The organism is Sphaerisporangium dianthi (genome assembly GCF_042654065.1).
GTDB classification, from domain to species: Bacteria; Actinomycetota; Actinomycetes; order Streptosporangiales; family Streptosporangiaceae; genus Sphaerisporangium; species Sphaerisporangium dianthi.
Window position 1 is genome coordinate 77,588 of the sequence record NZ_JBHSFP010000036.1, and the last position, 12,268, is coordinate 89,855.

General features: G+C 71.1%; 13 protein-coding genes. 8 read left to right on the forward strand and 5 right to left on the reverse strand.

Annotation, left to right across the window (positions count from 1 at the left end):
• Positions 1–7 precede the first annotated feature (7 nt).
• The 4 genes from tsf (at position 8) to ACFO60_RS34430 (ending at position 3,489) form a co-directional block, all read left to right on the forward strand.
• Positions 8–841, forward strand: coding sequence for a translation elongation factor Ts (tsf, locus tag ACFO60_RS34415; protein ID WP_380849318.1), 834 nt, complete (start codon positions 8–10; stop codon positions 839–841).
• 129 nt (positions 842–970) lie between these two features.
• Positions 971–1,669: a UMP kinase gene (gene pyrH / locus ACFO60_RS34420; RefSeq protein ID WP_380849321.1), complete on the forward strand. Its 699-nt coding sequence runs from the start codon at positions 971–973 to the stop codon at positions 1,667–1,669.
• 9 nt (positions 1,670–1,678) lie between these two features.
• On the forward strand, positions 1,679–2,236 hold the full coding sequence (gene frr / locus ACFO60_RS34425) for a ribosome recycling factor (protein WP_380849324.1): 558 nt from the start codon (positions 1,679–1,681) through the stop codon (positions 2,234–2,236).
• A gap of 335 nt (positions 2,237–2,571) precedes the next feature.
• Positions 2,572–3,489 carry a phosphatidate cytidylyltransferase gene (locus tag ACFO60_RS34430; protein WP_380849327.1) on the forward strand — a complete coding sequence of 306 codons (918 nt, stop codon included), beginning with the start codon at positions 2,572–2,574 and terminating at the stop codon, positions 3,487–3,489.
• Between the two features lie 31 nt (positions 3,490–3,520).
• On the opposite strand, the gene ACFO60_RS34435 is transcribed toward ACFO60_RS34430, so the two are convergent.
• On the reverse strand, positions 3,521–4,552 hold the full coding sequence (locus ACFO60_RS34435; protein ID WP_380849330.1) for a suppressor of fused domain protein: 1,032 nt from the start codon (positions 4,550–4,552) through the stop codon (positions 3,521–3,523).
• 108 nt (positions 4,553–4,660) lie between these two features.
• Here ACFO60_RS34435 and rlmN point away from each other — a divergent pair, with 108 nt between their 5' ends.
• Positions 4,661–5,761, forward strand: coding sequence for a dual-specificity RNA methyltransferase RlmN (gene rlmN / locus ACFO60_RS34440; RefSeq protein ID WP_380849333.1), 1,101 nt, complete (start codon positions 4,661–4,663; stop codon positions 5,759–5,761).
• A gap of 2 nt (positions 5,762–5,763) precedes the next feature.
• On the opposite strand, the gene ACFO60_RS34445 is transcribed toward rlmN, so the two are convergent.
• Complete coding sequence (locus tag ACFO60_RS34445; RefSeq protein ID WP_380849336.1) at positions 5,764–6,018, reverse strand: hypothetical protein; 255 nt, start codon at positions 6,016–6,018, stop codon at positions 5,764–5,766.
• Between the two features lie 356 nt (positions 6,019–6,374).
• Here ACFO60_RS34445 and rnhA point away from each other — a divergent pair, with 356 nt between their 5' ends.
• Together rnhA and ACFO60_RS34455 are read left to right on the forward strand one after the other, a co-directional pair.
• Positions 6,375–6,869, forward strand: a complete 495-nt coding sequence (rnhA, locus tag ACFO60_RS34450) for a ribonuclease HI (protein ID WP_380849339.1) — start codon at positions 6,375–6,377, stop codon at positions 6,867–6,869.
• A 298-nt stretch (positions 6,870–7,167) separates the two neighbouring features.
• Entirely contained in the window at positions 7,168–8,037 is an 870-nt protein-coding gene (locus tag ACFO60_RS34455; RefSeq protein ID WP_380849342.1) for an LLM class F420-dependent oxidoreductase, read from the forward strand.
• Positions 8,038–8,143: 106 nt separating this feature from the next.
• Here the strand turns inward: ACFO60_RS34455 and ACFO60_RS34460 are convergent, their stop codons facing one another.
• The 3 genes from ACFO60_RS34460 to ACFO60_RS34470 form a co-directional block, all read right to left on the reverse strand.
• Positions 8,144–8,953: a methyltransferase domain-containing protein gene (locus ACFO60_RS34460; RefSeq protein ID WP_380849345.1), complete on the reverse strand. Its 810-nt coding sequence runs from the start codon at positions 8,951–8,953 to the stop codon at positions 8,144–8,146.
• A 145-nt stretch (positions 8,954–9,098) separates the two neighbouring features.
• Positions 9,099–9,782, reverse strand: coding sequence for a hypothetical protein (locus ACFO60_RS34465; protein ID WP_380849348.1), 684 nt, complete (start codon positions 9,780–9,782; stop codon positions 9,099–9,101).
• A complete protein-coding gene (locus tag ACFO60_RS34470; RefSeq protein ID WP_380849351.1) occupies positions 9,779–10,531 on the reverse strand; it encodes an ABC transporter ATP-binding protein in 753 nt (250 codons plus the stop codon). The genes ACFO60_RS34465 and ACFO60_RS34470 overlap by 4 nt, the downstream gene beginning before the upstream one ends.
• A 112-nt stretch (positions 10,532–10,643) precedes the next feature.
• Between ACFO60_RS34470 and ACFO60_RS34475 the strand changes: the two genes are divergently transcribed.
• Positions 10,644–11,864, forward strand: a complete 1,221-nt coding sequence (locus ACFO60_RS34475; RefSeq protein ID WP_380849354.1) for a DivIVA domain-containing protein — start codon at positions 10,644–10,646, stop codon at positions 11,862–11,864.
• Positions 11,865–12,268 lie beyond the last annotated feature (404 nt).

The following is a 12,268-nucleotide window of genomic DNA, read 5'->3' on the forward strand; positions in this document are numbered from 1 at the left end:
AAAGACAATGGCTTCCGTGAACATGGCCGACGTCAAGCGGCTTCGTGAGCTGACCGCCGCCGGCATGATGGACTGCAAGAAGGCCCTGGAGGAGTCCGAGGGCGACTTCGACAAGGCCGTCGACATCCTGCGCGTCAAGGGCGCCAAGGACGTCGGCAAGCGCGAGGCGCGCACCGCCTCCAACGGCCTGATCGCCGTCAAGCACGAGGGCGAGTCGCTCGCCGCGCTGCTCGAGCTCAACTGCGAGACCGACTTCGTCGCCAAGGGTGAGCGCTTCCAGGAGCTGGCCGCCCGCGTCGTCGCCCACGTCCTCGCCACCCGGCCGACCGACGTGCCGAGCCTGCTGGAGTCCGAGCTGGACGGCAAGACCGTCAAGGAGCACCTCGACGAGGCCAACGCCGCGCTCGGCGAGAAGATCGAGATCCGTCGCTTCGTCGTGCTCGACGGCGGCTTCGTCGCCTCCTACATGCACAAGACCGACCCGCAGCTGCCCCCGGCCGTGGGCGTGCTGGTGCAGCTCGACACCCCCAACGCCGAGCTGGCCAAGGACATCGCGCAGCACACCGCGGCGATGGCGCCCAAGTACCTCAGCCCCAACTCCGTCCCGGCCGACGTGATCGAGAAGGAGCGCACGGTCTTCGAGCAGATGACCCGCGAGGAGGGCAAGCCGGAGGCCGCCGTCGGCAAGATCGTCGACGGCCGCATCAACGGCTGGTACAAGGACTTCACCCTCCTTGAGCAGGCCTTCGTCAAGGACAACAAGAAGACGATCGGCAAGCTCGCGGCCGAGGCCGGGGTGAAGGTCCTGGGCTTCGCTCGCTACAAGGTCGGTCAGGCATAGGCTTAACCCCGAGAGGGACCTGACCAGCTCATCATCATCACCGAGGAGGCCGCCGTCGTGCAGGAGAACCATCGATCCGCTACGCCGGCGGTCTCGTCGTACGACGGGCCGCTCCGCTGGAAGCGCGTCATGTTGAAGCTGTCCGGCGAGGCGTTCGCGGGCGCCGAGCCACTGGGCATCGACCCTGTGGTGGTCGCCAAGCTCGCCGACTCGGTCGCCGAGGCCGTGCGCGAGGGTGTGCAGGTCGCGGTGGTCGTCGGCGGAGGGAACATGTTCCGCGGCGCCGCGCTGTCCGAGCGCGGCATGGACCGCGCCAGGGCCGACTACATGGGCATGCTGGGCACGGTCATCAACTGCCTCGCCCTGCAGGACTTCCTGGAGAAGCGCGGCGTCGAGACACGGGTGCAGACGGCCATCACGATGCAGCAGGTCGCCGAGCCGTTCCTGCCCCGGCGCGCCATCCGCCACCTCGAGAAGGGGCGCGTGGTCATCTTCGGCGCCGGGCTCGGCTCGCCGTTCTTCTCCACTGACACCTGCGCCGCCCAGCGTGCCCTGGAGGTCGGTGCGGAGGCCGTGCTCAAGGGCACTCAGGTCGACGGGGTCTACGACTCCGACCCGCGCAAGAACCCCGACGCCGTCCGCTTCGACCAGCTCGAGTACAGCGAGGTGCTGACGCGGGGTCTCGGAGTCATGGATGCCACCGCGATCAGCCTGTGCATGGACAACGGCCTGCCCATCGTGGTCTTCGACCTGATGGGTGAGGGGAACATCCTGCGGGCGGTCCGCGGTGAGAAGATCGGCACGCTGGTGAGTCCGGCAGGGAAATAGGGAGCCGCTGTGATCGACGAAACCCTCTTCGAAGCCGAGGAGAAGATGGACAAGGCGGTCGCGGTCGCCAAGGAGGACTTCGCGGCGATCCGCACCGGCAGAGTCAGCCCCTCTATGTTCAACAAGATCAATGTCGACTACTACGGGTCGCCGACCCCGGTGCAGCAGCTGGCCTCGTTCCACGTTCCCGAGGCCCGCATGGTGATCATCCAGCCCTACGACAAGGGTTCGATGACCGCCATCGAGAAGGCGATCCGCGACAGCGACCTCGGGGTCAACCCCGGCAACGACGGCGCGGTGATCCGGGTGGTGTTCCCCGAGCTTTCCGAGGAGCGCCGCCGGGAGTACATCAAGGTCGCGAGAGGCAAGGCCGAGAGCAGCAAGGTCTCGGTGCGCAACATCCGCCGCCACGCCAAAGAGACCCTCGACAAGATGGTCAAGGACGGCGAGGCAGGCGAGGACGAGGTGCGCCGCGCCGAGAAGGAGCTCGACGACCTCACCCAGAAGCACGTCGCCAAGATCGACGAGCTGCTGAAGCACAAGGAATCCGAGCTGCTCGAAGTCTGAGCGCGCAGCGGTTCTGCAAGGTCAGGTTGGGGCGCTTCCACTCCGGTGTCGGCCGTGGGGGAGCGCCCTCGCCGCGTTCGGCGTCCACCGTCCCCCTTCCCGCCACCTCCGGCGGTACTGGCAGAGTGGGTCACCGAACGTGGTCGTCGCACGAGAGTGGGATCACTGTGGAAGGTACGGCGGCGGACGGCACCGGCCCGGCCCGAGGCCAGAGGGCCGGCGCTCGCCCGCCCGGACGCCCGGGAGGCGGCGAGCCCCCGGGCGCCGGAGGCGCCGCCGCGGAGCACGGTGACAGCGCGGGGGGTCCCACGATTCCGGATGACGCCGATTTCCCCGTGAACGGCACCGGCTCGGGCCGGGGCGCGGGCGCGGGTGACGGCGCCGCCGCCCCGAACGGCCCGAGCGGTCCGGGCGGCGACGCCGGCGGCGGCGCGGGAAAGCCCGGGCGCATCCGCACCGGGCGCGACCTGCCCGCGGCGGTCGCGGTCGGGGTGGCCCTGGGCGCCGTGGTCATCGGGTCTCTCTACTTCGTCAAGGTGCTCTTCCTGGTCGTGGTCCTGGCGGCGGTCGGCGTCGGCGTCATCGAGATGGTCCGCGCGTTCGCCGTGCGGGACGCCAAGGTGTCGACGCCGATCGTGCTGGCGGGCCTGGTCGCCATGCTCGCGGGAGCATACTGGGGCGGCCCTATCTGGTTGCTGGGCGCGTTCACGCTGACCGTGCTGGTGCTGCTCAGCGGGCGCATGCTCCAGGGCGCCGAGGGGTACGTCCGCGACGCCTCGGCCAGCGTCCTGACGGCCGTGTACCCCGCGCTGATCGCCGGGTTCGTGCCGCTGATGCTCAGCCATGACGATGGTCCCGACCGGGTGGTCATCTTCGTCGCCGTCACGGTGTGCAGTGACATCGGCGGCTACTTCGCCGGCATCCTCTTCGGCAGGCACAAGATGTCGATCATCAGCCCGAAGAAGACCTGGGAGGGTTTCGCCGGGTCCGTGCTCGCGTGCGTGCTGTGCGGGGCGCTGATGGTCCGGTTCCTGCTTCTGGGCCAGCTCTGGCAGGGCGCCGTGGTGGGCGTCGTGGTCGCCGTCTGCGCCACGCTGGGCGATCTCGTCGAGTCGGTGATCAAGCGCGATCTCGGGATCAAGGACATGGGGAACGTGTTGCCGGGCCACGGCGGCATGATGGACCGTCTCGACTCGCTGCTCGCCACGCTGTTCCCCGTCTGGCTGCTCCTGGCCGTCTTCATCCCCGTCTGACGCTCCGCGCGCGCGTGGCGGCGGGCCGTGCTCAGGGGATTCGTCCCGACAGCGGCAGCGCCTGGTGGCCCTGCTCGGCGACCAGCCCCAGCTCCCGCTCGGTGACCGGCACCAGCCACAGCCACCGCACCTCGTCGCCGCTGAACGCGAACCCCGAAAGGTCCGGCAGCCCCGGCACGGTGTCGACCAGCAGCGCTCCCTGATAGGCGGGGCCGAGGGGGAAGGACGCCGGCTCGCGGTACCAGCGCGCCGTGTGGCCGTGCCCGAGCCAGGTGACCGAGTGCCACGGATAGCGTGCCAGCCACAGGAACAGCTGCGCCGCCTCCGTCGCCTCGCCCCGGGTGGCCACGGCGAGTTCGACGCGCGCGTAGGTGTCCGGCGCGTCGATGTACTGCTCGACCGTGGGCATGCGCTGGCAGCTCATCCCCACCGTGGACAGCACGGTGTACCCGTCCTGCGGGCGTTCGGTGATGCCCACGGCCGGCAGCAGGTCGCCGCCGACGTCCCAATATCGCGCGGCCGGGCCGACCCGGGCGTCCAGGTGGCTCATGACGAACTGCTGGAAGGACGGCCACGCGGCGTCGCCGTGCCGCCACTCCCAGTAGGAGCGGGCCTTGGCGATGCGCGGTGCGAGCCCTTCGAGCGCATCCGCCAGGGGCCAGGCGAACGGCGACTCCCCGACGGCGTCCCTCGCGTACCCGGGCATGCCGCGCTCCAGGTCGGCCCAGCCGGGAATCACCGCGATGAGCTCGCCGTTGCGATACAGGGCGGCGCCGTCGCCCTCCTCGAACCACAGCACTTCCAGCTCGGCGGCCGTGAACGGAGGCGTGCCCTCGGGGACGCGGGTGTTGCCGAGGGGCATGACGGGGGTCTGGCCCGACTCGATGCGCGCCAGGTCGACGGAGGAGGGCGCGGGTCCATGGTTGGCGAGCCACACGGCTCCGTGAATCCCGCCTTCGGCGTCGCGCAGGTAAGCTACCGACGACAACCCGTCGTGCTCGACGGTCACCACACGACTGCCGTAGGGGCTGGTGTCGGTGAGAACGACATCGGTGATGCCCAACGCGCATCCGCCTTTCCGGTGAACGTCTCCCCGTTCGGCTGAGGATCGCAATAGATCACACGGAATGGCTGTCCAATGCAGCTTCCGGCAAACCGTTAAGAGAAGGACATGTCCGCCGAGCTAACCTTTGTCGCCCCCCGACGGGCAAAGCCCTCACGTCACCTGGCCGACCTGTCCATGGCGGAGCGTCGTACGGCCGTCACCGAGCTGGGTGAGAAGCCTTTCCGCGCCGACCAGCTCTCGCGGCACTACTTCGAGCGGCTGACCACCGACCCCGAGCACATGACCGACCTGCCGGCGTCGTCGCGCGACCGGCTGGTGACGAGCCTGATGCCCAGCCTGCTGACCTCGGTACGCGAGATCACCTGTGACGACGGCACCACGCGCAAGACGCTGTGGCGGCTCTTCGACGGGGCGCTCGTCGAGTCGGTGCTGATGCGCTACCCCGACCGCGTGACCATCTGCGTGTCCTCCCAGGCCGGGTGCGGCATGAACTGCCCGTTCTGCGCGACGGGGCAGGCCGGGCTGACCCGCAACATGTCCACGGCCGAGATCGTCGAGCAGGTCGTGGCCGGCGCCCGTGCGCTGGCCAGGGACGAGGTGCCCGGCGGGCCGGGACGGGTGAGCAACATCGTCTTCATGGGCATGGGCGAGCCGCTGGCCAACTACAAGGCCGTGATCGGCGCGGTGCGCCGCATGGTCGACCCCGCGCCCGAGGGCCTCGGCATCTCCGCCCGGGGCGTCACCGTCTCCACGGTCGGCCTCGTCCCCGCCATCGAGAAGCTCTCGAAGGAGGGCCTGCCGGTGACGCTGGCCGTCTCGCTGCACGCCCCGGACGACGAGCTGCGCGACACGCTGGTCCCCGTCAACACCCGCTGGAAGGTCGGCGAGGTGCTGGACGCGGCCTGGAACTACGCCGCCACCACCAAGCGGCGCGTCTCGATCGAGTACGCCCTGATCAAGGACATCAACGACCAAGAGTGGCGGGCCGACCTGCTCGGCCGCCTGCTCAAGGGCAAGCTGGTGCACGTCAACCTGATCCCGCTCAACCCGACCCCCGGCTCCAAGTGGACGGCCTCACGTCCCGAGGACGAGCGGGCCTTCGTTCGCCGGCTGGAGTCGCACGGGGTGGCCGTCACGGTGCGCGACACGCGAGGCCGCGAGATCGACGGCGCCTGCGGCCAGCTCGCCGCCGCGCCGGAGGCCTGAGATCACACATATCTGATCGCGTTCGCCATCAGCGCGAGCAGGAGCAGGGCCCCGGCGCCGATCACGAGCATGCGCCAGAACGCCGCCCACGCGGCCGACTTGGCGGGCGGGATCTTGTCCGCCGCGTCCGCCGCTGCCTTGATCGCCCTGCCCCAGCCCGCCCACGTGTCGACGGCGCGCTGGAAATTGCGCCCGACGATGAACAGGATGGTGGCGATCAGGATGATGATGAGAACGCGGCCGTCCGAACGGTCCATTGGCGTACTCCTGCCGGGGGAAGCGGGATCACGTCCTCCGAACTTATTGCACTCCTTCGCGGGCGCGAGCGGAAACGGCTGAGCGCGTTCCGCCTGGTAGAGGCGAGGGCTACAGAAAGTCGTCGATATATCCGCTTAAACTCCGGCGGGCTGCGCCGAAACGATATGCGCGCAAAATGGCCTTGATTTCCGGCATGCCGGCATGAGTAATGCATGCTGCGTGAAGGCGTCACGAAATGGGCCGCCATTCGCCGTCCGCCGCCGCCCGGCGCCCGCACTCCGCGGGCCCGATCGGCCTCGGGGCGGCTGCGGTGGTATGACTGGTGCCGACCGCGAGACCGATGGGGCAGGAGCGCATGCCGGCTGTTCAGGAAGAGAGCAAGGCGGCCGGCCAGGCCGTGGACATCTACACCGACGGAGCGTGCAGCGGGAATCCCGGTCCCGGCGGCTGGGGCGCGGTGCTGCGCTACGGCCGCACCGAGAAGGAGCTGTACGGCGGTGAGGCGGGGACGACCAACAACCGCATGGAGCTGATGGCCGCGATCATGGCCCTTGAGAGTCTCACCCGGCCGGTCGCCGTCCGCCTGCACACCGACAGCCAGTACGTCCGCAACGGGATCACCCAGTGGGTGCGCGGATGGAAGCGCAACGGCTGGAAGACGGCCGCCAGGCAGCCGGTCAAGAACGTCGACCTCTGGCAGCGCCTCGACGCGGCCACCGCCCGGCACACCGTCGAATGGCTCTGGGTCAAGGGGCACTCGGGTCACCCCGAGAACGACCGTGCCGACGCCCTCGCCCGCCGAGGCGCGGAGCAGGCCCGTTCCTCTCCCGGCGCCGCCCGCCCCGCCTGAGTCCAGGGCGCTTGTGCGGCTTTTTGCGTAGTCGCCCGGACGTGACGATGGAAACCTCGGCTGGAGTCACACCGACCATACGAGGAGGCCGACATGCGCGCCCTGATCCCCGCCAGCCCCCGCCAGTTCGCCGCGGCCTTCATCGAGGGGCTCCGGGTCATCAGCCGCCGCACCCGCGCCTCCTGAGGGCGCGCGACGCGCGACCTGGCCGCCCGGCACCGGGTGTCGAAGGCGGTTGAGCGGCGGCGGGCACGCAATGATGGCAGCGAGTCCATCTGGTCGCCGACAGGAGCCGTGAATGCGCATCGGTGTTGTCTTCCCGCAAACAGAGCTCGGCTCGGACGCGGGCGCGGTGCGCGCCTACGGGCAAGGGGTCGAGGACCTCGGCTTCCGGCACGTGATGGCCTACGACCACGTCGTCGGCGCCGACCCCGCGATCCACCAGGGCTGGAAGGGCCCGTACGACGTGCGCACCACCTTCCACGAGCCGATGGTCATGTTCGGGTACCTCGCCGCGGTGACCTCTCTGGAACTGGTCACCTCCATCATCATCCTCCCGCAACGGCAGACGGCCCTGGTGGCCAAGCAGGCGGCCGAGGTCGACCTCCTCACCGCCGGCCGCTTCCGCCTGGGCGTGGGGCTGGGATGGAACGCGGTCGAGTACGAGGCGCTCGGCCAGGACTTCGCCACTCGCGGCAGGCGCATCGAGGAGCAGGTGGGACTGCTGCGCCGGTTGTGGACCGAACAGACCGTCACCTTCCACGGCGAGTACGACCGGATCAACGGAGCGGGCCTCGCGCCTCTGCCGGTGCAGCGGCCGATCCCCGTCTGGTTCGGCGGGGAGTCACCCCCGGCGTACCGGCGCGCCGGCAGGCTGGCGGACGGCTGGTTCCCGCAGATGTCTCCGGGCCCGAAACTGCAGGAAGCCAAGGCGATGGTGGACGAGGCCGCCGCGCGGGCGGGGCGTGATCCCTCGGCCCTCGGCATGGAGGGCCGGCTCAATTGGCGGGGCGACCCGGATGAGGCGGCCGATCTGGCCCGCCAGTGGCGGGAGGCCGGCGCCACTCACATCGCCGTCAACACCATGAAGGCGGGCCTGGGCTCGGTCGACGAGCACCTCGCGGCGCTGCGGAGCGCGGCCGAGACACTCGGGCTGCGCAGAGACTAGGCCGGTGGCCGGTCCGACGGTCCCCCGGTCCCGGTCCCCCGGTCCCGGTCGCCGGCAGGCGGAGCCCGCCAGGGCCGTGGGCGGTCTGGGAGGAGGCGCGGCGCCGTCAGGCGCGGCAGACGATCTCTCCGTGGAGCACGGTGAACCAGCCGTCTTCGGACGCGCCCCACTCGCGCCACGCCTCACTGATGCGTTCGAGGTCGGCGAGGGTGGCCAGGCCGTACGACACGGCCTGCTCGGCCATGGCCGATCCTGTGACGCGGTCGGCCCACAGGCCGCTCCACCACGCCCGGTCGTCGGGCGTGGCGAAGCACCACACCGAGGCCGTGGCGGTGATGTCGGTGAACCCGGCCTGGCGGGCCCAGGAGAGCAGGCGGCGTCCGGCGTCCGGTTCCCCGCCGTTCGCTCGGGCCAGCCTCCGGTACAGAGCCACCCACTCGTCGAGCACCGGCATCTCCGGATACCAGGTGAAGGCGGCGTAGTCGGAGTCGCGGGCGGCGACCACCCCGCCCGGCCGGCAGGCCCGCCGCATCGCCGCCAGGGCGCCGACGGGGTCGGCGACGTGCTGGAGCACCTGGTGGGCGTGCACCACGTCGAAGGAGCCCTCAGGGTGGGCCAGGTCGTAGACGTCGCCGACCTCGTAGGAGAGGTTGTCAAGGCCCGCGGAGACGGCCGCCTCCGCGGCCCGCGTGATGACGCTCTCGCTCTGGTCGATGCCCACGACGAGCCCCGGGGCGACGCGCTCGGCCAAGTCGGCGGTGATGGTGCCCGGCCCGCAGCCCACGTCCAGCAGTGACATGCCGGAACGCAGATGCGGCAGCAGATACGCGGCCGAGTTGGCCGCCGTCCGCCAGGTGTGCGAGCGCAGCACGGACTCGTGATGCCCATGGGTGTAGACGGCGCGTGAGGCCGGCATGGTCTTCATCTCCTCGGGTGGGCGGATGCGGCGAGCCTAGCTCTCTATCCAGGATTCGAGAAGAATCGTCTCTTATGATGAGACGCCTTGCGGGCACGGTCCAGTGACCGACGTGCGAGGGGCGGGGGGCGCGCGGTGCGGCCGGCTACGGACGCGTGCGGCGGAGGCGGATGTAGGCGAACAGGGCCGCCGCGCACCAGCCGGCGGTGATGGCGGCGAGGCCGGGGAGCGAGCGGCTGAGGAAGTCGCTCTGCCCAGCCGCGCGCATCCAGCCGAGGATCGGGACCGTCAGCCAGATCACGGGCGCGAGGTTGACCAGGAGGATGGCCGCGTACCCGCCGAGCAGGATTAGGGCCGAGGCCGCCGGATCGGGAAGGATCGGCCGGCTGGTCAGCGCCCCGAGAGCGATGCCGGTGAGGAGCGAGAGCAGGTGCAGCGCGAGCCCGCCGAGCAGCACGCCGAGACCGGGCGTCGCGGTGAAGCCGATGGCCAGCGGAACGGCGAGCGCGAGCACGGCCAGCACGGCGTCGACCGCGGCCGCCGCGATCAGGCCGGCCGCCACCTCACGCCCGGGGCGCCCGGCGGCTGTGCCGGAGACCAGCCGCTGCATGTCCGGTTCGGTGTCGAGCAGGCCGCGGGCCGCCCACCCGAAGACGGGGACCAGCAGCGCCGCCGAGTCGGCGTAGGAGGAGAGCTCCTGTCCTAGGTTCACCCGCACGGAGTACAGGACGATCATGATGACCAGCAGGCCGGCGAACGGGTGGATGACGCGGTGCGACCGCACGTAGGCCTCGATCTTGAACCGGGTGAGGGACGCCGTGGGCCTCATCGTGCCTCGTTTCCTTCGGTCCGCACGCCGCGGATCACGGCCTGGTAGCCGTCGGCCTGGAGCTTGCGGGTGACCGCCTCGGCGTCACCGGCGTCCACCAGGATCTCGATGACGGCGGTGCCGGGGGCCGCCGAGGTGAGGACGTCGTGGTCCATCCGGATCACCGTCCCGTCGCCGACGTGGAGCCGCGCGAGTGCCGGGCGCCCGGTGAGGCCGTTCTGGTGGTCGCTGACCACGACGATGCCGCCCGCCGCCGCGACCTCCTCGACGATGCCGGGCAGCTCCGCGCGGGCCTGCGCGTCCAGGCCGGAGAACGGCTCGTCCAGGATGAGCAGGCCGGGCGGCGCCAGCAGGGCCTGCGCGAGGCCGACCTTGTGCGCGCTTCCCTTGGACAGGTCGCGGAGAGGCACGTCGAGGAGCGCCGCCATGCCGAGGCGGTCCACCCAGGGGTCGATCGACGTGGGCGTGAGGCCGCGGACGGCCGCCATGCGGGAGAGGTAGGCGATCACGGTGAACGGCTGCTCGACCGGGAAGATCTCGGGGGCGTACCCGACGACCGGCGGGCGGCCGGTGACGCGGCCCCTGGTCGGAGGCGTGGTCCCCGCGAGGAGCCTCAGCAACGTGGACTTGCCCGCGCCGTTGCGCCCCGTCACCTCGGCGACCGTGCCCGGCGGCAGGTCGAGGTCGACACCGTGCAGGACCCAGGGGGCGCGGCGGGCGTAACGGAAGGAGAGATTCGCGAGCCGCATAGGCGGGCAAGCTTACCGGTCAGCCGCTAACTGCCTGGATTTCCCCATGTCATGCGTTCAGAATGGTAAAGGAGGGGAATAAAGGCCGGGCTGTGAACCTGGAGGATACGGCGTGAACCGCTTTCCACGCGTGCTGGGTGTGCGGACCGGCTATGACCCCGACCAGGTCGACGCGCTGATCCAGCGCATCGAGGCGACCCTCGGCCGCGGCGTTCTGGACGGTCCCCCGATCACGGCGGACGAGATCCGCAACGCGCGCTTCAGAACCAAGCTGGGCGGATATCACGAATTGGCCGTCGACTACGCGCTCGACGCCTTCGTGATCGCGGTGGAGATCCACGGCCAGTCGCCCGTGGCGCCCGGGGTCGTGGAACCCGGGCCGGTTCCGTCGCCCGCCTCTTCCGCGGCACCGTCCGCCTCTTCCACGGTGTCACCCGTCTCTTCCGGGGCGCCGTCCGTCCCCAGGCCCCGCGTCGTCGCCCACCCTGTCGTGGAACCGTCGCGGGAGAAGTCCGCGTTCGAGCCGTTCCGGCCGGCGCGGGCTCGCGAGACGCCGGCTCGCGAGACGCCCAGGGCCGGCTCGCTGTTCGAGCCGGCGACGCCGATGTCCGCCTTCTCCGCACCCCAGGCGGCGCCGGTTCCCGAGAGGACGCGCGCCGCGCCCGCGCCGGCGGCACCGGACGACGACGAGGACGACGCGCCCACTCTGCCGGGCATGCCCAAGGTGACGGCGCAGGGTCCCATCCCAGGCGAGGCCGGCTCGCCCAGCGCGCCCGGCAGGGGAGGCCCTGGTGAGAGCGCCTCAGGTCAGGGAGGTCCAGGCCAGAGCGTTCCCGGCCAAGGCGCTCCCGGTCAGGGAGGCCCCGGTCAGGGTGTATCAGGTCAAGGAGGTCCCGGTCGGAGCGTCCCTGGTCAGGGAGGCCTCAGTGCGGGAGGGCCCGGCGTGCTCGGCGCCGCGGGGACGCCGCCTCCGCCGCCGATGGCGGGGCCGCCGGGGACGCGCATCTCCACGCAGCCGGGGACGGGGTCGTTGGCGGCGGCCTGGCTGGAGGAGCAGGCGACGCGGGTCGAGCGCGTGCTGTTCCGCCCCGCCCGGCTCGGGGCCGGGTACAACGAGGACGAGGTCGACGTCTTCCTCGACCACGTGGTGGCGACCCTGCGTGGGACCAGCGAGCATGCGCTGACGGCCGAGCAGGTCAGGAAGGCCACCTTCTCGACGGTCGTCTTCAAGACCGGGTACGCCGTGACCCAGGTGGACGCGTTCCTCGCGGAGGTGGCGGGCGTCCTCGACCGTCGGGAGGCCCTCGTCGGCGAGCAGGAGCAGCACGTATAGCCCGCCCGCACAGTCCGGATGGCCCGGTACTTCCACGGGCGCTGACCGGTGGACCGCCGTACAGCGGCGCCGATGCCGCCGTACCACCTCCCACCGCTTCGGCGCCGAGCCGGGGGTTCCGAGGCGGAGGTGGCGGTGGAGTCGCTCCAGGGGTCTGGGACGCTCGGGCTGCCGAGTGCGCTCGGGGGTGGGGATGAGCGGTGGGGGCGCTCAGGAGAGCCGGGAGGGGTTCCGAGGCGGAGGTGCGGCGGGCGGCTCGCCCTATGGGTGCTGGGGCGCTCGGGCTGCCGAGTGCGCTCGGGGGTGGGGATGAGCGGTGGGGGCGCTCAGGAGAGCCGGGAGGGTTCCGAGGCGGAGGTGCGGCGGTGGAGTCGCTCCAGGGGTGCTGGGGCGCTCGGGCTGCC